Genomic DNA, 20,732 nt, shown 5'->3' on the forward strand with positions numbered 1-20,732 from the left:
CTGGAGGCTAATCCTTTCGCGTTCAATGTATTATACCATATGTAGCCCGCATTTTCTTTGGCTAAATGGTGCAATCGACGAAAATGTCAGGCATTTGGTTGCGCCCGATAGCATTGCTGCATATACCAAGAGCCATGTGGTTGTGCCAAATTGACGGGGTTAAGTATTGAAGCGTTCAAGAGCCGAGCGGATGAGAAACGAATCCGTTGCGCCGATTCATTGTCTTAGTTTTCTAAAAACACTCGACCCATGCAAGAGAACTCGCTACCGCCCTTTAGAGCAAGGTTCATTGAGGCCGTTACTCTCGACGCCGTCCTGGGCGGGCTACCACTTGAACTGTTTAGGCCTGCACGCGCGAGCGATGGAGATCGCCATCAACTTGGCACAAGAACAATACTTCCGCGAAGGAGAGTTGCATTATCCTTTAGAAATCTCGGATTTGTGACTGCGGAGGGCTTGAATGTCGTCGCTGGATTGAAGGAGCTTATCAGGAGCTCCGCAGGTGACTCCTTGATATCGTTTGAATTTGACTCTGACTCTGAACGGATGGCTGAAGTTTTTGGAGTTAAGCAGCTAAACGATCAACCTCCGATCGATGGGGTTCAGCCCCTTCGACACCTATCAGACAGTGCCTGGACTGCTGGGCCATTCTGTTGCAGGCTAAACGCAGAAAAAGATGTTATTGAGGCTGCGAGAGGCATTGCCGAAAGTGCGTCGCTGGTTGCCGACAATTGGTCGTCAAGTGAAATTGGCGTTCTCCATGATGCGATCGAAAGGATTGTAATTGAGGCGCTGTATAACATATATGAGCATGCATATGAGCGAAAAATCCAAGAAAAACTATCTCTTGTGTCATTCTGCGTTCAGCCAGCCGATCGCTACATAAGTAAGAGGTCGTATTCAAGCTCAGAGTTAAGTTGGTTGCAGTTTCATGGCAAACGGATGGTGTTAGAGATCGCGGTTAGTGACCTTGGACAAGGGGTTGCAAAGACGTTGTGGCTTAACTATCACGATAAGCATCCAACTAAATTTGCTAAGCTTGTAAATGCTAAATCTGGAACCAGGGAGTTTGAGTTGGCTCGAAGGGGGGTTCATGAGCAACTTTGCCTTTATGCATTTAATCATGAGTCGACAAGAAAAAATGTGGATGATTTCTTCGATCCATATCATCAATTGAATTGGAGGGGGTTGTTTCGAGGTCGCAGGCATATAGCTGATCTAGGGGGGTGTGTTACACTTACTTCTGGAAGAGGGCGTGCCGGCTTTGCGACGAAGAGTGATGGTGAAAGTGGATTTGCATTCGCAATGCCTGGTGATAATGATCTTATCGGTACAACTCTAACGTTGCGAATTCCACTGCCTTTAGGTAGAAGAGCTTCTCCTATGCACGCTTTGCGGGACGTTGTCACGGAACGAGATGAAATGCGGCAAATCGAGCTGAAGTTGCTTCCGTTGAGTGGATTGGTTGCTGGTCGTAAATTTGATGGGGATGGTGGAACTAGGATGGTGCCTCACGATCTCCATGGGGAGATGGTTGGCTTGGTGTTGCCGTTCAGGCGGGTAACCTCTGCGCATCATTTGAGTTTAGGTGCATCGAGCTTCACATCAGTTGAATTTCTGCAGTGTGTGAGGAAGTTGAATCCTAGGTTGGTTCCAATTGTAATGTTTGGATTCGTTAAGGACGCAATACTTAGGGTTCCTCTGGAGTCTAGTGGGGCGGCAGTTGGTGGTCCACGGATGCTTGCTATATGGGATTCTCAAACTCGCCATCTAATATGGAAGTTTGTTGGTGCTTTTGACCAGGAAACAGAGTCAATGCTCGATGCGTTGGAATCACGTGGAGAGTATGATATTCCCTCTGTCGTGCCCGACGTAGTTGTGGACTTGGCATATGAGTTGCAAGCAAATTATGCTCACGATATCGTCTTCAACGAGAGTAGCCGTCGAATCGCTATCAGGAGATTTTCTATGCGGATCTCAAAGAAATCTGAAGAAGCTGCATTTAAGATCGCATTTGATCAGTACTGGCCTCTTATCGAGCAAAGAGTCGTTGAGGATGGGCCCGTGTTGGTGCATACGGGAAGGAGAGTATCGCGATATTTGTGTATATTGTACCTTGTTGAGAGTTCGTGGTACTTCGGAGAGATCATGGGGGTGCGGCTCCGTGCATTAATTGACGGTGACTATGTTGTAACGGATGATTTTGGAAGTCTCTGCGTGGCTCAAACCCTTATGAGGAGCGAATCCGGACATCGAACTAAGCTTGGACTTGCAGAGAGCATGGACTGCCCTCTGGGGCAGCCTGTCACGATTTTTGCAGATGCCATATTTAGAGGTAATACTGTCACAGTATTGGCCGAGATTCTCAGGGCGCGGGGGTGCATCGTAAACAAGATTGTTGCATGCGTTGATCTCCGAGAAGATCGGGGCACCCTGATCCTGGGAGACATTCCGATTCATGCACTTGTCAATGTGGATGCGTTCAGGACTGAGGAACTTCAACAAAGTGCTAATGGTGGCGCTGATGTGCAAATTGATCGTGTCACTCATGTTCCGATACGGGGCGCATCTTCGCAGTTTGTGGCTATGGCATCTACCCAGATGGCGGAAGATCTTCTAAAAAGATCTGAGTCAATCATTGAACACGGCTTCAAAGAGCGTGGTGGCAGGTTGCACACAATTGCACTGCCGGTGGGGCGGCTATTAAAAAGTTTTCGTAATGAATGTGTTGATCTTATCGTTGACAAGATTGTGCGATTCTTGGCAGATTGTGCAGATTGTCCTGCTGACATAGTTTTCTTTTTTCGTGCGGAAAGTGAGATTGCGAATTGCATTGGTTCTCTACATGACAGACTTGTAAGTAAAGGTCACATCGGTATTGGTCGCACCTACAAGGTGGCTTTGCAGAGCGAGCATCAAGGGGCGACAACGCTTTTTACGCATTCAAAAATACCACTATTTAGAACTTGCGTTCCGGTTGATTCTGGTCAGTTGCTGTTCTTCAGCAATGAAACAACAGGTGTAAGGCCAAACGGGAAATACCTTGGAATTTATTTGGATGATGCTGCGGTTAGCGGAAAAGCGCTTAGAAGCTTTTTGTACCAAGCTATGTGTGACAAGGAGTGTGTCCCGATTGGATTGCTGGGGGTCGTTCTGGTAAATAGGCTTAGTCCTGTTGAGTTGCGGGCCTTTGAACTAAACAGGCGCTTGTGGTCGCCAAATTTGCAGGATGAAGTTGGTGTTCCATTTAGATTGGCGGATGTATTTAGAATGCAAGTGCGGTCTAAGGAGGGGGGGAGCCCCAAAGACCATCCGATGATTAGAAGAGTGCTGGAGAGTGGTCCGATTCCAACGGCTGAGCTCAGGCAATACTTTCAAGCGATTCTAGAAAAACTGGACACTGAAAGGCCGGTGCGACATATATTTTACGTTGATAGAACAAAAGGGAAGAAAGCGGTACTCTCTCTTAATGGAGCCAAACTCAGGCATTTGTTTGCATTGCATCAGCAGAACGAGGCGGTATTGCCTGACCTGTTGAGTTGCTGGAGAACTTTGGTTTCCGAATGCGATCCGTCTCTTCTCTTTGTGTTGGCGTTGGAACCTGACATGTTGGAAGAGGCTCCATTCAATGGAGTTTGCCGAAGAGATACAATTCGCCTTTGTGTGCATATTCTGACTGATACTCGTACTAGTGAGGAGGCTAAAAGTGATGCCCTGACCGTCTTGGCGTTCTATGAAAATGGATTTTTCGAATCGATAGGCGAAGTTGCGTCGACTATCTTCCGTGATGTGCCGCTGCGGCAGCAGTTTTTACTTTTTGTTCTAACATGGTTTAGTAGAACAATGAGTCAATACGACAAAATTATAGAAGTGTTGAGCAACGTTCGCGAACCAGATGCCGACGTAAAGTGGGCGTCGATTGCCAAAAGTCTGATATCTCACTCGCACAGATTCAGACAACAGACTGCGGCCTTAAGATCAGAAGCGGACGCCGAGCATGCGCTGCGACTGCTACTGGGGCGAATGTCTCGACATTCGCTAGATGTGGAGGAGCACTGGGAGTCTTTGGGTAATCAGCTCTTTGCGTTGCGCCTAGGTTGGGATGATGTTGTCGACGATGATGTTCTTGCGGATGTGGTTCGTAAGTTGAGACTTGCTTGCTCACTTGTGGTTGATGCATTTTTGCCAGCCTTTGCTAGCCTTGCCTATTTGTATGAACTCAAAGGTGAGAACAGTATGGCATCCCGAATGCAACAGGCGCATGAAGTGTGTTTTCGCTGCGTGGGAGCAATCCGGCAGATGTTGAGTGTGGATGAAGCTATACTTGGTAGGAATGTTGTTGAGAATGTCGCAGAGCTATTTGAGTCCATCAGAGATGAGAGTTGGCCGCAAGGCTGGTCTGCGACGGATGTGCTTAGTCGCGCCGACATCGGTGAGGATACCACTCCGCTGCTAAAGGGATTGAGGGCATTCTATTCAGCACCTTGGGCGATGATGGAGAGAATGGCGGACCAATTGCGCCGCAAAAGCGGTTTGCCGCGAATGAAGGCTGCTATTACGGAGGAGCTAATTGTCTGCAAGGTTCCGTATTTGGATATGCACGAGATATTGAGGCCATTGCTGGACAATGTTGCTATTCATGGAGATATAGGAACACTCACTGTAGTCAAATATGACGTGCCATCATGCTTGGTGATTGAGGTGTGCAATCGAATTGTGAGTCGAGATGTTGGCAATGGCGCAGGGTTGGTTCTTGTTAGATCGAGAGCGCAAACTCACGATATATCAATAGAATCTGGGAGAGCGCAGATGCCGGGAGATTGGCGAGCGGTGTTGACGATTCGACATTTCTTTCGAGTGGATGCCATAAATGCAATTCATTGAAAAAACTAATGACATCATATGAAATTCATAGTCATAGAGAACCAGCGTGGCGATTTAGATAGCCTTATCTTGGTGTTGAAGCATGCTTTTCCGTCGGCGGAGATCGTTACCAAGCCGGGGGAGGTGGTGAATCTTTGGAGTTCCGCTGTTAACTGCGTGAGCAAAGAGCTTGAAAGCAAGGAGTTGATAGTATTCACCGATATCGCCCTTGACGACAACAGTAGCGCGGATGCGCAAGCCGGGCTTGAGCAGATTAGACGCGTCTTTGCGATCAAGCCTGATGCTACTTGGATCGCCTTTACATCTTTCACGGAAGTTGTGGAGTCAGAAGAGGCAGGGGAGATTTTTCACGCGGTGTTAAGCAAGCAAAAGTTCAACAAACCGCGAAAAATTCACGAACGGGCGCAATATGTCGCCAAGATTGTGCAATCTGGCATAGGCAAGAGTACCGGGTCTTCAAGTTGCGTTTTTAGCGCCAACGATTCTTTGGGTATGCGCACATTTTTGGCGGTTTTCTCGCGCTTTGCTCTCGAGGAGATCATATTGGCCGAATGCCAGGGATGGACTGGAGTCGTAGTGTCGGCTTTGTCGGCTGGATACTCTGGAGCAAGTCTACTTGCTCTCCGGGGGAGTCTCAGCGGCGTGATGAGGCGCATTGTTGTAAAGGTGGCAGCGAGGGCAGACACGATTGAGCGAGAAACCAAAATTCTGACGGAGTTTTTCGGTGAAGCTCAAGAATTTTCTCGCCGTTGTGCTTCCGCGCAGCCTTTGAAACCTCTTCCAAGGGGGCTTGGATACTATTCCATTCAAGAAGCTGTTGCAGGTGAAACGCTTTTTAGTGTGATTAACGATGATCAATCGGTCAAGAGTTCCGCCGTGCGTTCAATTTTGAAAGCAATTGTGGATGTTGAACTTGTGCAATCTGGTGCCGCAATAAATCTATTAGACGAGAAAGAGCATCGTAAACGTAGAATTGGATTGCTTCCCGTCGATATTGATAGGATTAAGAAGTCATGCTCAGAATTAAGGGGAATGGCTTCTTGCCTGAAGCACGATGGTGGATGGCCGTCGACGGACGTCGATCCGGAATTGTTATTTAGGAATATTGAAGTTACAGCGTTGAATTGGAACGAGGCATTGGATAATTTGCCGCCGCTATTGTGGGTGCTTCAGCATGGCGACCTGAATCCCCATAACGTTATCGTGGGAGAGTTGGGCCAGCCCACTTTCATTGATTTGGCTAGGTTGGACCGATGGCCTGTCGGCTATGACCTTTGCCGACTTTCAATGCAGCTTAAACTGAGACTTGTGGATCGAGCTGAAAGTTCTGAGTGGGTGCGGAATAATCTCGGAGTCTGGACGCGTGAGCGTCTTTTTCAAGTTGGTGCAGAAGGTGAATGGAAATCTATGCTTTGTCCGGCAGCTAGCTTTTTTGAGCATGCTATGACAAATTGGATTCGAAACGAGCCCAACGCAGAATCTATTATGCTGGGGCTGCGTATCAGTGCGCTTATGGATCTACTGAGAATCATATCGTATGCAGACTTGTCTCCATTTAAGCGGCTTTGGGCTGCGATTGACTGCGGCTTTTTGATTGAAGAATTGGAACAAATGCAGTGATGCGCGAGTTCTAACATTCCAATGCATTCCCGGCATTGGGGCATCGCAAATGGGGGCTTTCCGAGCGAGCGCAGTATGTGCCTTTAGGGGAGCTCCATCGTGCAATCCTCAGCGCATTTGTTGATTCCTCCACAGTTTTTTGTATTCGAGGAAGATTACTTGCGTCCACAGCCTTGACTGAGCATTGGAGGGGCTACTGATGAAGTTGTGGGCGTGCAAAAACTAGTATGCAGCTTTTGCAGACAGGTTGGCCAAAAAAGGGTTTGGCTGAAAGCCGCCCCCTTGTCACTAAATCCTCACCGGCTGGAGCATTGCAGAAGCAGTTCTCCAAGCGGGCGGGGGATGTACCAGCGCGATGCCTCTAGTGCCCTCCATTCCACATCCCTGAAACCATTGCGTTTAATCGGGTCAATGACGCACGAATCCACACGCAGAAGCTCAGGAGTAGACTTTGGTGCTGTGTTTGCATGCTTCGCCTGGTACGTCTGCCAGTATTTTCCTACCAAGAAAGACGCTTTGTGATCCACCCACAGCCTCGACAGTGCCTTGGAGCGACTGCTGATGAAGTTGTAGGTGTGCCAGCCAGTTTCATTGTAGGGCGCATCAACCCAGCTGCGTTCAGGCGTCTCGGCGACGAGTTGAACGCACACGACTTGATCTGCTCGATCTGTGACCAGGTAGAGCTTGTTGTAGTGGCCTTCAAAGGTTCCGTCGAATGCGTAGTGGAAGAAGGAATCCCTCGGGAAACCTCCTGCGGCTACGGCATTTTTAGGAGCCGATTTGGTCAGGTTCAGGGCCTTTTTGGCATCTTCGAGTGGCATCAGGTAGGTGACGCTTTCGAAGATGACCTGAGCTTTGCTGCCTGTGAAGGTGGGCTTGGGTTGAAAGAACGGTGACAGCAACGTCGCCAGGTCTTTCGCTGAGGCGCTGCCACCTTGTAAGGGGGTAGACCAGTTGTTTGCGAGTACGATGGTGCCTTCTCCCGGTTTTGCTTGAGGCGCTTGGCCCGAAGCGATGCCGGTGAAGGTGAATGCGATGATGAGAGGGATGATTTTGGTCATGATCATGGGTTAAGAGTTGGTTTTCTAGCACCCTGCTATACCAGCTCCTGTGCAGCCTTCGGGGAGGGGGGCTGCTATCAATCCTACGGCTTCCTTCTAGAGGCCCAGAGTTTATATCCCCCGAAGCATGCCAGTCCTGCGAGGCAAACCAACCCCAAAGTCTGGTCGGATTTTCGTCTTGAGTTCCGCTGGGACGTCTCTTGTGGTCCGGCCAGTGCGCCGATGAACAGTATGAAGACGACAAACCCCAGTGCGGCTGTATTCCCGAGACAGTTCATGGAAGGGTGTGATTAGCCCCCTCGTGTGGCGCAGTAGAACAGGGAGAAGGGGGGGGTGAGGATATATCCTCATACCCGGGGCGAAGTTTGTCAAGCAAGTTGGCGAATTGCCCCCTGATATAGCCAGTCAAATCAACGCAGAATTGAGCCGCCGACTGGCCCAAGAAAGGGTGGCTCGTGGGATCTCGAAGAAAAAACTCGCTGGACTAGCAGGTATGGATCGCACGACGGTTTCCTTTATCGAAGACCCAGAGAAGAACCCGACCATCTACAACTTGATCCGATATGCACTCGCTCTCGAGATTGATTTGGGTGTTCTGCTTTCTGAATGCGTTGCCGAACAGGGGAATAGGGAACCGAAGCGCAGGTAGTTGATTCGAGAGTCAAATCGTCGGTTGGTGTCATATTCCAGTTTGGACTGACAGGCTATCTGTGCTTAAACTTTGGCCATGGCCAATACCACGTTCCGACCGTCCGTTGAAACCCTAAATCAAGCAATCGCTATTGCCGAGAAGATCCAGCAGCTCGAAATCGATTTGGCTGCGATACTTGAGGGCTCCGCCAGTACTCCGGTGACTGGAAAGCGTCGTGGTCGGCCGGCGAAGGTGGTTGTTGAAGCTGAGGAAAAGGCTCCCAAAGCGAAAAAGTCAGCTAGGAAGACGCGCGTGATGTCTGAGGAAGGACGTCAGCGCATCATTGAGGCCCAGAAAAAGCGGTGGGCGGCGAAGAGGAAAAAGGCTTAAAAGTGAAATCAGCCGAAATCCTCCTTTCAAAATTGCAGCTCCTCTAAACGGGTTAAGAAGGGTGCCCAACCAGCCTTCAAGTTGCGCACCATGGCAGCTACTCGCTAACATTGTAGGGTGGTGTAATCTTCCAGAGCTTGGTGGTAGGAACATTCTCGGCGGCCTTGCGAATGACGAAGCCGGAGCCAGGGTAAAACACGACTTCGTTGTTCTTTATGGCAGTAAATCCTCCGGCGGTTTGCCTCCAGCCGGGGCCACCGTATAATGAGCCAGTGTAGTAGTAGAAGGTTTTTGAAGAAGATCTGTTCTTGATTGCAAAACTGTTATCGTAGTACAACAATCTATCACCGTCGATTCCGTTTATGGTAGTGGAGGGTTTCAGCGCACCACTCTGGAAAAGCTGTGAATCCCACAAGCTAAGTGGTATTGGGATGTCAAGAGCGATCGCAATATCTTGCGCGAGATTGGATTGAAGTGTCGCCAGCGTGAATGCTTTCTTTCCAAGTGGCACATTGCCTGAGGACACTAGAGAGACTGTCGGTGCGGCTTCCTGACGTATGATTACATAACAATCTGGAATCACGACTTGGTCATCAAACTTTACCCCAAAACCGCCTCCAATCTTTCTCCAACCTGGACCATTGAATGAGGTGCCGTCGTAGTAAAAAAACATCGCGCTAGAGGCGATGTTAACTCCAGGAGATGTCAGATCTGGAAAAAAGATACAGGTGCAACTCCCAACGCCACCAATAGAGGTCGAGGTGGTGATTCCCTGTTGCCCTGGAAACAGCGTTGAAAGCGTCCAATAAGGGATCACCTTGAAGGTGTTGCCCGGTTGAACCCCTTCCGGATCGTCGATTACATCTCCGTTGAGATCAATGGTGATGGTGGCGGTGTTGTTGCCGGAGGCTTCTGTATTAGCGGTGATGGTGTAGTACATCCCGGCGCGTGAGCCAGAGGTGAAAGAGATGTAGTAGGTATTTGGCTGAGTTCCTTGAGAGTACACAAACTCTGAGGTGGCCCAAGATGGAATTCCCTCAACGACGATTGTGCAGCCGGAAACCGACTCCACTGTGCCTATCGCTTTTGTTTGGCGATGAAAAGGCGCACTGTAGTAGGTATCAGACTCCCCAAGGGCGGTGATTTTGTTGAACCCCACGGGATCTGAAAAAGATTGGGCCTGCAGGTTCAATGGCAGTGCGACCATGGCCAAAAAAGAAAAGAGGCAAACTACGCCAGGGTATGAGGAGGAGGGATGCATGGCTTTAGGGGAGTAACTTTGATGAATACCTCGGATCAGTAGGGATGCGGCACTGGCCATACCTGAGCATGTATGGTGCCACCGGCTTTGCGAACGATGGCTCCGCGGCCAGGGAGAAGGTATTCAGTGTGGTCGACTGGACCATCCATGTTGCCAAGGTTGAACCACCCAGTCCCAAGCTCTGGATCTGTGGAGTAGAAATAGATGTGAGAAGGTTGGATGTTGTGGCCGACTTGGTCTGACTTAAAAAGCATCAGTAGATCCTTGGGGGAGTCGATATCTGATGTCGGTGTGAACGCTCCGGACTGTATGAGATTGCTATCCTGGAGGGAAACGGGAATGGGGAATGGGTTTCCAACAATATTATCCTGAGGTGTATTTGCTGCCAGCGTTGCCAGCGTGGTCGCACAAGTTCGAATCGGAACTCTCCCGGTGAGTACCAGGCTTTTCTGGGAACCCATGTTTCTAACGTTCACAAAAACATCTGGAGCAATCGGTAGATCTCCGGTGCTCGCGAACGTGCCATTGTTGTGCCATCCTACAGGCAAAAGAGAACTTGTGTTGTAGATATGAACGCCGGCACCGGCCTGATTTACGCCGATTTAATCTTGCGAGTAGAACACGATTCGAGCCTTCGGCGCATCGAGGTCGGAGGTCGCTGTGAGTCCGCCACCATTGGGGAATAATGTGTTCAGCGTCCAAAAAGGAATGACTTCGATGTCATCCCCAACGGCCAGACCTCTGGCTTGAAGAGATTGAGGGCCGTCCGGTTCAACCGTGAGCTGCGATAGTGGCGGTGCGCCAGTAGAGTCTGTGTTTGCCACGATGGAATACCACGTTCCGTTCAGCGCCCCGGAGTCTGAAGACGCTTTGTGAACCCGAATGAAATAGTGATTGGGCTGGACACCCGTGGAGTACACCAACTCGTTTTCCTCAAGCGAGGCAGAAATGACCAACGAATTGCCAACCACCGAAACAACCTTCGCTTGCAATATTGGATTTCGCTGGAGCGGGAAGCTCAGCGCCAAGTCACTGCTGGCATTTGCATTGACTTTAATGAATCCAACCGGTTCAGAGATGTGCTGAGCAGACGCTGGATGATGGGCTGAAATCAGAATCAGGCCTATGAGTATCGTCAAGGATGGAGTTTTCATCGGTGGATGCAGAGGCAGCTTGTGATCAGATGTGACTCGCCTTTGGTAGTGAATTCACTCACTGTCCTCCCCGGGCAGTTTGGAGATCAAGAGAACATTCGCAGCTCCGCCTTTGCGCTCCAGGATGAAGCCTGTAGTGAGTATTGCGCCACCTTTGTCCAGATTCCCTGTGTTGCTCGACTTCCAGCCTGCAGTCGTGAAAGGTGGCGCAGGAAGGGCGTAGTAATATTTGTCATAGTTACCGCTGCCATTGGGCATCCAGACGATATCGGCGGTGGATGCGTTGCCGTGGGTCAGATAATCTCCCAGACCCGAATCTTGGAGGGATACTCCAAAAGGGAAAACACGATTGAGGAAGTTCATGCCGGTGGTAATTCCAAGAATTGCGGGGCCGGTCTTGACGCTCCCAGCGGACTTTAGGTTCAATGATGTGCTCCCTCGCCTTTCGACAAAAATGGCCTCGGTGTGATAGATGGGAGTGTTCGAAGCATCAGCATTGCCTGCCGCAGTGTTCTTCCACCCGGCTGTAGTGAATGGAGGCGCGGTGACAGCGTAGTAGACTTTAATGAATCCTCCGGACGTGGGGATCCAGATTATGTCTGCGGTCGACACATTCCCGGGAAGCAGGCCGACCTCATTGCTGCTAGGGTCAGTGTTCCGGGCGATGTTGTTGTCGATGCCGAAAACAGTGGAAACGGTATGTGCTTCTCTGATCTGATAGGTGGCCTGATTGGTGGCGAAACCGGCCAGATCTTCTTCTGTGGTAATCGTTGAATTGGTGAATGAAGCAATCCGGCTTGAAGCCCCTGAACCTGGGCCATTCGAAATCTCAACCCAAAGGTTTGAATGTCCCGCGAGCTTGGCAGTGAAATTTGCGTCGTTGTCAGTGAGAACTGTGGTGGCGATGTTGTCGATTGCTCCGGAGGCCAATAAAGGGCGGAGGAAGTTGACTCCCAGCAAGTTGAGTTGCCCAGGATGGATGGCGATTTCCTGAAAGCCAACGGCTTTTGAAGTGTCAGGTGCTGCCCCAAGCTGCAAGGGCCAACAAGCGCTTGCCAGAATGGTTGCTGCGATGACTCTGAACGGGAGAGTGCTCATGTGAGGCTTTGAAGAAGGGGGTCTGCTCTCAATGTTGCCCCGGTGAATAGGGGGGGATGACTGTCCAAAATTTGGTCGTTGGGACTGCCTCTGCTTGCTTGCGAATGATGAATCCTGAACTGGGCTGGAACATCTCAACATCATTCTGGATAGCGTCCGGATCTCCGCCCAACAGTCGCCAACCGGGCCCTCCATGGGCTGATCCTTCATAGTAAAAAAAGCGAAATGCTGCAGTCTTATTTATGGAAGCTACACCGTTGTCGTAAAAGGAGATTTTGTCACCTGTGGTTCCATCGATGTCTCCGGATCCCGTAAATGCTCCGCTTTGATAGAGCCGGGAATTCCAAAGCGTCATGGCAACGGGAACGTCCAGTGCCATGTAGACGTCTTGGGGCGTGTTGGCCTGAAGGGTGCCTATGGGGTACCTTCGAACACCCAGCGGCACCGTTCCATATGTGAAAACGGTAGTAGTCGGAATGGTGTTGTCCTGACGAAAGACCAGATGACTATCAACGAGGAACACAGTGTCATTGTTGATCGCAGGCCCTCCCCCAATCAAGCGCCAGTTGGGGCCGAATCCACCTGCGCCAGTGTAGTAAAAGTACATTGCAACCGGTGAAAAATTGATTCCTGGCAATGAGACGTTCTGAAAGAGCAGTTTGGTCGCAGCACCTGAACCTCCAGCACTCGTCGTGCCACTGATTCCCTGCTGTCCTGGGAACAGGCTCGAAAGCGTCCAGTAGGGGATCACCTTGAAGGTGTCGCCCGGTTGAACCCCCTCCGGATCGTCGATTACATCTCCGCTGAGATCAATGGTGATAGTAGCGGTGTTGTTGCCGACGGCAGCGGTGTTGGCGGTGACGGTGTAGTACGTCCCGGCGCGTGACCCAGAGGTGAAGGAGACGTAGTAGGTGTTGGGCTGAGTTCCTTGAGCATAAAGGAACTGACTGGAGGCCCAGAGCGGCTCCCCTTGCACAGTCAGAACCGATCCAGAGACCGAATGTACTGCGCACTGAAACAAGACTGGACGGTGAAAAGGCACGCTGAACCGGGTGTCAGAGGATCCTAGCGCCGTCACACGGTTGAATCCCACAGGTTCGCTGAAAACCTGGGCTTCTACTTTGATCGAACACAACAGGGTGAGAACGCTAAGGGCAACGGCACCAGACAATGTCTTTGCAGTCATAGAAGGGGGAAGCCATTGAGGTTAATTCTGGCCAGGAAGATCGTTTCTCCATAAAATGGAGGAGGGCGATGCAATAGGGTATTTGCGGATGATAAACCCTGAGCCGGGCGGTATGAGCACGTGGTTTGAAACAGGGGAGCCCGAACTGGCGCTTCTCCAGTCGCTGCCCACTTTGTAATAGATGAAAGAGGGAGGCTTATTTAGCTGGGGTATGAGATTGTCATACACATACAGTTCATCTCTTCTGTGGGGAAGCAAAATGCTGCTGCTGCTTTGAAATGTGGATTCGTCAAGACCGAGTTTGGAGAGGGGCATTGGTACCGGTCGTCCGTGGGTGACGAAGTTGTCTTGGCGATCAGTGGTCAATACTGCAAGAGGGGAGGTCAGCGACCCCAGCTCCACATGACCGGTAGTGATGAGCTGAGTGTCAGTCGTGATGCTTGCGTGCCCGTGTTTGATGATAAAGTAGGTGTCCGGCCAGAGGATGGTGGAACCGGCTTGGGGGAAGCCTGACGCCGAGCGGCGCCATTCTGTGGTGCCGTAGAGATAGTAAATTGCGGCAGGCGGCAGGTTGTATCCCGGTGAGGTGTTGTCAGGTAGCAATAGTTCCGTTCTTCGCTGGGCGAGGAGGTTTCCAGTGGAAGGGATGATGGTGGACTGCGTGGAAGGCGGGAACAGTGAATCAAGCGTCCAGAACTTGCAGATCTTGAATCGAGTGCCCTCGGAGAGGCTGCTACCGTCCATTCCAGCAAGGTCGATGGTTAGTTGACCGTTGGAATTGCCCGTGATTTGGAAGTAGGTCCCGTTCATGGGACCACTCCTAATTCTGATGAAAGAGTTGTCTCTGAACTGGTCAGTTGCCCAAGAGACACCTTCTACTGGGGTCAGTGTCGCAGTTGAGCCAGTGGAGGTCAACGCACTCAGTGTGCCTTCAAACTGTGGTTGCCGATCGAACGGAACTGAGCAGATTGTATCGGAACCGGCCAAACACGTGGCTCTATTGAATCCTACCGGAGCGCTCAGCTCCTGGGCAGGGCAATTGATCGAAACAGTGGTCAACGCAGCCACTGCCAACATGGAAATGAGGGTGGGGTTCGTCATGTCTAAGCGGTGTTGGAATGCATTTCCCTAGCTGGCGGAAACTAACTAAGCTAGCCGCTTATCCATCCCAAAGTGGATACGGTGAGATTGGGGGGCTTCGTGAGGCGAGCAAGAAACTAAGAGGTCCGGCAATTCTAAGATCTTTCCCAAGAAAAAACTAGGGCACAGGGTAAGGCAAATCAAGCGTCCACGGATCCAGTTGTGCGATCCCGTCAGGTCTGCGGATCACAAATGCCTCGCCGGGTTCTAGGGTGAGGGTGCTGCCGACGGCCCCGCCAAACAGATTTCCTATATCATACCATCCCTCGGGCAGGATGCCCATCGAGCCATCGTAGTACATATAGCTCCTCGTTGGAGCAAGGTCGATGCCTGTGGGAGGGCTGGGAAATTTCAGAAGTAAATCGCCCAAAGGGGCGAAGAGGTTGGGGCTGGGTTTGAAAATGGCGTTTTCAACGAGGCTTAGTTGTTCGACGGTGAGAGGGATAGGAAAGGGCTGAATGACATGGTTGTCATTCGTAGTGGTGGCCAGACGAAGTAAGTTGGTCGTAATCTTGGTGGTAGGGACATCACCTGAGATGTAGTGCGTTTGCATAAAGGAGGACTGGTTACGCATGATCAGGTGGTCATCGGGAGAAAGGGGTGAATTGTCGAATGTTCCCAGGGACGTGTCTGCAACATCGTACCACCCAGCGTCCAAAAGCCCACTTGAGCCGTCGTGGTAGATGTATACCTCTGTTGGGATCAAGTCGTTCCCTGTCAAACCAGGGGCGATCATCATGGCAAAGGTCCCTGACGGAGCAAAGGGATCCGGGCTGGTGACGATTCCAGCTTGATCTGGGAATATTGTGTTTAGCGTCCAATGGGGGATGATGAGGATTTCGTCAATGCCGGTAGTGGCAGCCAAGCCCCGTTCCGAAAGATTTAGTGTCGTGGCGGGAGACACTGTAAGAGTGTCCGATGTATGGCCAGTGATCGAGTACCAAGCGCCAGCCGCAGTTCCCGAAGCGACTCTGACATAAAAGTGGTCAAGTTGGCTGGTTCCGTTGTAGATCAGTTGACCGGCTGTGAAGTTGGCAGTGGCAAGGGTGAGGACGTTGCCGCTCACATTAGTGACGTTGCCTCGATAAACGGACGGACGGTGAACGGGTGCGGAGATTCGCATGTCCGTGTTTGCGGGCGATTCAAATTTTACAAATCCGACCGGATTGCTGAAGTCCTGGCCAAATAGAGCGGGACCTTCTACCCAGGCCGAAAGACAGATCGTTGCGGTGAGGAATAGGATTGGCTTCATTATCGCTGTCTTTTTTTGTGATTTCTATGTGTGAAGCCAAACGGCCAGGCTTCTCATCGGGCTGGTATTGGTCAATCGTTGTAGGGGTTGCTTATCCAAATCTGCCTCTGGTCAACATTCGTCTTGTACTTCCGGACCATGAAACCAGCGGAGTGTGGAAGGACTGCATCGTTGTAAGTGGTTGCTCCTCCACCCACCATGTACCATGATCCATTCATCCGATAGTACATTGCTGACGGTCCCCGGTTCACCTGTGCAACGGTGTTGTCATAAACGCAGAGTAAATCTCTGCGCTGAGTCACCAAGCTGCCAAGGCTGTCGAGAAATGAAACAGGATCGAGGTCCAGCTCTGCAAGTTTGACATCAACAGGGCGCCCCAGGGAGAGATGATTGTCTTGCGATCCCGATGCCAGGGTTTGCATGCAGAGCGCCATGTCATCGAAATCAACAGTCCCCGCGGTAGTGAATGTCGTTGAAGCTGAAATGGCAGGATGATTGTGGCGGATGATGATGTAGCTGTCGGGTGGAATGATCACGTCGTTCATGACGCTGGCTGTTGCGTCATCTGATTTGAGCCAGGAGCTGCCGACGAGGTAGTACTTGTCGACCGGTGGAATGTTGATGCCGGAGGACTGGGTGTTGGCAAAGAGGACTTCGGAGCGGCGATCTGGGGTGTCCGTGCTTAAAGAAGGAATAATCGTGGATTGTGTGGACGGAGGGAATTGGGTTCCAAGTGTCCAGAATCTGCAGATCTTGAATGAGTCGCCTTCGTTCAATCCGGTGATGTTGTCGCCGGCCAGATCGATGGTAAGCGTACTTGTCGAATTGGCGGAGATTTGGTAGTACATGCCGCTCTTCGCCCCTGAAGTGATGCGGACGTAAAAGAAGTCTTTGTACTGATCCGACGTCCAGACGGGTGGGACGGAGGGGGAAATTGTCGCAGCTCCGCCGCTGGCCGTGGTGATTCCTAAGACACCCATAAATGCTTCGCGATCGTTAAAGGACGGCGAGCAGAACGCGTCCGACTGGGGGAGACAGATTGTCTTGGTAAATCCGACCGGCCCGGTGAACTCTTGGGCCTGTATGGGCAGGCAGGCAAGGGCAGCCAGAATGGACAAGCTAGTTGTGAACAACGCAGATGGCATGGGGACGAAGCGCAGAGTCATGGGTAGGGCAAATCAAGCGTCCACGGATCCAGTTGTGCGATTCCAGCAGGCCTTCGGATCACAATGACTTCGCCTGGCCCCAGCACGAGTGAAGTGTCGACGGACCCGCCAAATGGGGCTCCAATGTCGTACCAGCCTTGTGGCAGGAAGCCCATCGAGCCATCGTAGTACATGTAGGTTTTTGTTGGCGTAAGGTTGGTGCCAGTGGGGGGAGGGCTGGGGAATCTTAGAAGCAGGTCGCCCAAGGGTGCGAAAGGATTCGAGCTAGGTGTGAAAATGCCATTCTGGACGAGGTCGAGTTCATCTACCGTGAGGGGCACGGGATAGGGTTGAATGACGTGATTGTCGTTTGTCGTGGTTGCGAGTCGAAGCAGATCGGTTGAAATCTTGGTGCTTGGCGCATCACCCGAGATGTAGTGCGTTTGCAGCTGGCTGGAACGATTGCGCATGATTAAGTGGTCATCTGGTGCCAAGGGGGCATGGTCGTATGTGCCAACGAACAAGTTAGCGACATTGTACCATCCGGCAGCTATGAACCCACTTGATCCATCGTGATAGATGAATACTTCTGTGGGACCCAAATTGGGTCCTGTTAGAGAAGGGGGGATCATCATAACGCGGGTCCCTGACGGAGCAAAGGGATCCGGGCTGGTGACGATTCCAGCTTGATCTGGGAATATTGTGTTTAGCGTCCAATGGGGGATGATGAGGATTTCGTCAATGCCGGTAGTGGCAGCCAAGCCCCGTTCCGAAAGATTTAGTGTCGTGGCGGGAGACACTGTAAGAGTGTCCGATGTATGGCCAGTGATCGAGTACCAAGCGCCAGCCGCAGTTCCCGAAGCGACTCTGACATAAAAGTGGTCAAGTTGGCTGGTTCCGTTGTAGATCAGTTGACCGGCTGTGAAGTTGGCAGTGGCAAGGGTGAGGACGTTGCCGCTCACATTAGTGACGTTGCCTCGATAAACGGACGGACGGTGAACGGGTGCGGAGATTCGCATGTCCGTGTTTGCGGGCGATTCAAATTTGACAAAACCGACCGGATTACTGAAGTCCTGGCCAAATAGAACTGCACCTCCCTGCCATGACAGAAGACAAACGGTTGCAGCAAAGACCATGCACGATTTCATAAATAATGCTCTCATTCTGAGGGGCTACTGCGAAAGATAGGAAGGACGAACACTCCAAACTATCTGAGATGGCGTGGTGCCCCCCTTTTTCCGGATGATGAAACATCTTGTCGAGCTTAAGACGATCTCGTTGTTGGCCAGTACGTTGGCAACGCCAGACCGCCGCCAACCTGGCCCGGGTGGGTTTAGCCCGCCGTAGTAGTAGTAGCTGGTGTCGGCAGCCTTGTTGTATCCAGAAACCGTATTGTCCCACACAAGGAGTTGATCTTGACGGGTGGTGATGGAGTGGGATTCGCTTGGAATGAAGGCGCCGCATTCCACGATGCCGAGTTGCTGTAGTGTGGCATCGGTCACAAACGGCAATACTGTCGCATTGTCCTGATCGGAAGTCGCGGAGATCCTTAACACGGTGCTGAGTCGGGTAGGCTGGACGAATCCCCTGAGGACAACCTTTGTGCCTGCGGAACTCGCCCGATGCCTTACGATGATGAAGCACTCCTGTTTGATGGGGGTGTCGTTGGCAATGATCTGGGCGAATCCTGACTTGCGCCAACCTGGGCCCGCTCCCGCGGTGCCCGAATAGTAGTAATAGGAGTCAAGAGCTGCCAGGTCCGTGCCCACGGAGGTGGTGTCCGGTATAAGGACTTGCGTTTCTCTGGTGGCTATAGAGTGACTGGTGGAGGCGTGAACGCCTTCCTGACTGGGGAAGATCGTTGATAACGTGTGGTAGGGGGTAATCCAGAAAGATGTCCCTGGTCCAACGTTTCCCTGAATCGAACTGCCGTTGAGATTAATGGTCACCGTTTGACCGTCGTTCGCGGTGACTGGGAAAGTTGAGCCTTCTTTTTCACCGTCCGCAATGAGTGCGTAGTAGTGATTGGGCTGTGTACCGGCCAGATAAACAAATCTATTTGTGGCGGGTGCGGCAGTGTCGAATTGCAGCACATTGTGGGTGTCGACGAAGGGCTCGCCCGTATCCCAGGTGCCGTTGCTATTCAGATCAGTGAAAGATTCGCCTGGGTCATGTAACCCATTGTTCTGCAGACCTTGGCAGGTGCCGTGAAATTCTGGGTTCCGGAGAAATGGCAACTGAACGAAGACGTCCGTACTAGTTGGCAGTTGTACCGTTCTTGATCCGATCGGATAGATCACGCTTTGCGCGACGATGCTGGACCAGCCCATCGCCGTCGCCAAGGCGATGGGGAGTGCGCTGCGCCAAGCTCTGCCGTATTGGATCACAGGCAGGCGAAACGGGATGAACGCACCCGCTAGACTCGTATAAAGAGCGATCATTGTGACGAGCTAGGGAAGCTGAATCCAATAGCCAGGAAGCGGAGCTTGAATAACATAGAGGCAGGCGGTATCGTCATTGAAGAACGAGGGGTCATGCATATAGTCAATGGGATCCGGGCCCCCATATTGTCTCCACTGTTGTACCGATCCCGAAACATTTGCACGATAGTAGAACATCCTCCATATTGTGTCGGCATTCAGGAAATGGACTTGATCTGCAGTGTCTCCAGATCCAGCACCCTTGAAACCGTGCGCGCGAGTCATCTTGCGCTGAAAGGGTGAAGAGTCGAGAGGGGCAGGATTGCCGGAGAAATTATAGCCCGCTCGAAGGGGGATGCGAAATGGCGTGGTGCGCACGTCACCGGTATGAACAAGCCCGAGGTTCCCGTTCGCGGGTTGGCGGTAGACTATGATCCCTGTTCCTGGTGGTATGGCGAGGCCGCTATGGTCTGAAAGATCAGTCGGGTCGTTGCCGGAGCGCCATTGGTAAACCGATGAATTGACGTATAGCCAATACGCATCAAGTGTCCCAGCATCATTGTAGAATTGCACCTCGTCTGCGTCTTCCATGAAGGTAGCACCCGTAAGACGCGGTGGATTGGCGCCTCCTCCAAACACATCGGCCAAAGTTGTGTGTGGGCGGATCAAGAACGTCAGTCCGGTTAGGTCAGGCACGGCTCCTGTATTCAATGACGAACCGGAATCCAAGTAGATTGTGGCATTGTTGGCAGCTACCGTGGTGACCACATCAACTTCAAATCGATGGCCGACGTCCTCTGCTTCCGAAGGCATCCCTGGGCCAGTAACTTCAAGGAAGTACTTTTTGGAGACGACAAGCGCAGAAACAGTTGACGATGACGTGAGAGACGTCTCGATACGAGCGGTTGGTGTCGAGTTGCTTGACAAGATGGTCCCCTCAAGTACAGAGGGCTTTGGTAACGAAATGCTCAATACTTGCCAAGCGGGTTGAATCGACAGAGTCGTATATCCTATTGGAGTGGAAAACGACTGACCGTGGCAATCATGACCATTCGAACCTACTAGGAGGAGTGCAGCGATCAAGCATATTGCGGTTTGTGTAGTAAGAGGCATGGTTGCTCTATGAAAGGAAAGCCCGCAGGTTGGCCGGTTGGATAGGGTGATGGTGTGGCTGGAGACGCAGCATAGTCTCAAAAAACCTTGTATGCAATAGTCACTTGCGAACTCGATAAAAAGAGTGACTGCAGTAGTGTTGACTTCGCACCTATTAGAATTGAGAGTGCCGCAAAAGGAAGGCTGGCTGGGTCCAGCAGTATTGCTGGCTTCTTCAATTTGCAATATTCCTGTTGCATATACTGATCCCTTCACCATAATCCAACCCATTCATTGATCGGATTGGTTCGAATTGCCGCAGTTTTTGCCTGCGTGGGAGATTCAGAGTGGCTAGGTGTTATTGAGCTGCGTTAGAGAAGTTTGATTTCGATAGCCCA

At 51.3% G+C, this 20,732-nt stretch carries 14 protein-coding genes and 1 pseudogene; 4 read left to right on the forward strand and 11 right to left on the reverse strand.

Annotation, left to right across the window (positions count from 1 at the left end; translation table 11 throughout):
- Positions 1-510: 510 nt before the first annotated feature.
- Positions 511-4,884, forward strand: coding sequence for a hypothetical protein (locus VSP_RS04605; protein ID WP_157210736.1), 4,374 nt, complete (start codon positions 511-513; stop codon positions 4,882-4,884).
- Positions 4,885-4,902: 18 nt separating this feature from the next.
- On the forward strand, positions 4,903-6,504 hold the full coding sequence (locus tag VSP_RS04610; RefSeq protein WP_009959073.1) for a phosphotransferase: 1,602 nt from the start codon (positions 4,903-4,905) through the stop codon (positions 6,502-6,504).
- 296 nt (positions 6,505-6,800) lie between these two features.
- Here VSP_RS04610 and VSP_RS04615 read toward each other — a convergent pair whose 3' ends face one another.
- Entirely contained in the window at positions 6,801-7,571 is a 771-nt protein-coding gene (locus VSP_RS04615) for a hypothetical protein (RefSeq protein WP_009959074.1), read from the reverse strand.
- Positions 7,572-7,986: 415 nt separating this feature from the next.
- On the opposite strand from VSP_RS04615, the gene VSP_RS43815 reads away from it, so the two are divergent.
- A complete protein-coding gene (locus tag VSP_RS43815) occupies positions 7,987-8,214 on the forward strand; it encodes a helix-turn-helix domain-containing protein (RefSeq protein ID WP_053332308.1) in 228 nt (75 codons plus the stop codon).
- 78 nt (positions 8,215-8,292) lie between these two features.
- Entirely contained in the window at positions 8,293-8,586 is a 294-nt protein-coding gene (locus VSP_RS33865) for a hypothetical protein (protein WP_009959077.1), read from the forward strand.
- 97 nt (positions 8,587-8,683) lie between these two features.
- Here the strand turns inward: VSP_RS33865 and VSP_RS04630 are convergent, their stop codons facing one another.
- The 10 genes and pseudogenes from VSP_RS04630 to VSP_RS04680 all read right to left on the reverse strand — a co-directional run bounded on the left by VSP_RS04630 (position 8,684) and on the right by VSP_RS04680 (position 20,169).
- Complete coding sequence (locus VSP_RS04630; protein ID WP_232289544.1) at positions 8,684-9,847, reverse strand: TIGR02597 family protein; 1,164 nt, start codon at positions 9,845-9,847, stop codon at positions 8,684-8,686.
- A 35-nt stretch (positions 9,848-9,882) separates the two neighbouring features.
- A pseudogene (locus VSP_RS43315) lies at positions 9,883-11,001 on the reverse strand (TIGR02597 family protein).
- Positions 11,002-11,055: 54 nt separating this feature from the next.
- Entirely contained in the window at positions 11,056-12,099 is a 1,044-nt protein-coding gene (locus tag VSP_RS04645) for a hypothetical protein (protein WP_009959082.1), read from the reverse strand.
- Positions 12,100-12,127: 28 nt separating this feature from the next.
- The gene (locus VSP_RS04650) at positions 12,128-13,285 is read right to left on the reverse strand and encodes a TIGR02597 family protein (RefSeq protein ID WP_009959083.1); all 1,158 of its coding nucleotides are present in this window, start codon (positions 13,283-13,285) and stop codon (positions 12,128-12,130) included.
- A gap of 21 nt (positions 13,286-13,306) precedes the next feature.
- Positions 13,307-14,386 carry a TIGR02597 family protein gene (locus tag VSP_RS04655; protein ID WP_081452398.1) on the reverse strand — a complete coding sequence of 360 codons (1,080 nt, stop codon included), beginning with the start codon at positions 14,384-14,386 and terminating at the stop codon, positions 13,307-13,309.
- 157 nt (positions 14,387-14,543) lie between these two features.
- Positions 14,544-15,677 (reverse strand): TIGR02597 family protein, encoded by a 1,134-nt coding sequence (locus VSP_RS04660; protein WP_009959086.1) that lies wholly within the window; start codon positions 15,675-15,677, stop codon positions 14,544-14,546.
- 71 nt (positions 15,678-15,748) lie between these two features.
- Complete coding sequence (locus tag VSP_RS04665) at positions 15,749-16,843, reverse strand: TIGR02597 family protein (protein WP_081452399.1); 1,095 nt, start codon at positions 16,841-16,843, stop codon at positions 15,749-15,751.
- Positions 16,840-17,985, reverse strand: coding sequence for a TIGR02597 family protein (locus tag VSP_RS04670; RefSeq protein WP_044133426.1), 1,146 nt, complete (start codon positions 17,983-17,985; stop codon positions 16,840-16,842). Before VSP_RS04670 ends, VSP_RS04665 begins: the two co-directional genes overlap by 4 nt.
- Before the next feature lie 9 nt (positions 17,986-17,994).
- Entirely contained in the window at positions 17,995-19,263 is a 1,269-nt protein-coding gene (locus VSP_RS04675) for a TIGR02597 family protein (protein ID WP_009959089.1), read from the reverse strand.
- A 9-nt stretch (positions 19,264-19,272) separates the two neighbouring features.
- Positions 19,273-20,169, reverse strand: coding sequence for a hypothetical protein (locus VSP_RS04680; protein WP_157210738.1), 897 nt, complete (start codon positions 20,167-20,169; stop codon positions 19,273-19,275).
- Between the last annotated feature and the right edge of the window lie 563 nt (positions 20,170-20,732).

This window comes from Verrucomicrobium spinosum DSM 4136 = JCM 18804 (assembly GCF_000172155.1).
In the GTDB taxonomy this organism is placed as follows: Bacteria; Verrucomicrobiota; Verrucomicrobiia; order Verrucomicrobiales; family Verrucomicrobiaceae; genus Verrucomicrobium; species Verrucomicrobium spinosum.

Excerpts from the sequence above, each read along its gene's own strand:
- VSP_RS04610 (WP_009959073.1), top strand. The coding sequence starts at position 4,903 with ATGAAATTCATAGTCATAGAGAACCAGCGTGGCGATTTAGATAGCCTT.
- VSP_RS04615 (WP_009959074.1), bottom strand. The coding sequence starts at position 7,571 with ATGATCATGACCAAAATCATCCCTCTCATCATCGCATTCACCTTCACC.
- VSP_RS33865 (WP_009959077.1), top strand. The coding sequence starts at position 8,293 with ATGGCCAATACCACGTTCCGACCGTCCGTTGAAACCCTAAATCAAGCA.
- VSP_RS04630 (WP_232289544.1), bottom strand. The coding sequence starts at position 9,847 with ATGCATCCCTCCTCCTCATACCCTGGCGTAGTTTGCCTCTTTTCTTTT.
- VSP_RS04645 (WP_009959082.1), bottom strand. The coding sequence starts at position 12,099 with ATGAGCACTCTCCCGTTCAGAGTCATCGCAGCAACCATTCTGGCAAGC.
- VSP_RS04650 (WP_009959083.1), bottom strand. The coding sequence starts at position 13,285 with ATGACTGCAAAGACATTGTCTGGTGCCGTTGCCCTTAGCGTTCTCACC.
- VSP_RS04655 (WP_081452398.1), bottom strand. The coding sequence starts at position 14,386 with ATGACGAACCCCACCCTCATTTCCATGTTGGCAGTGGCTGCGTTGACC.
- VSP_RS04660 (WP_009959086.1), bottom strand. The coding sequence starts at position 15,677 with ATGAAGCCAATCCTATTCCTCACCGCAACGATCTGTCTTTCGGCCTGG.
- VSP_RS04665 (WP_081452399.1), bottom strand. The coding sequence starts at position 16,843 with ATGACTCTGCGCTTCGTCCCCATGCCATCTGCGTTGTTCACAACTAGC.
- VSP_RS04670 (WP_044133426.1), bottom strand. The coding sequence starts at position 17,985 with ATGAGAGCATTATTTATGAAATCGTGCATGGTCTTTGCTGCAACCGTT.
- VSP_RS04675 (WP_009959089.1), bottom strand. The coding sequence starts at position 19,263 with ATGATCGCTCTTTATACGAGTCTAGCGGGTGCGTTCATCCCGTTTCGC.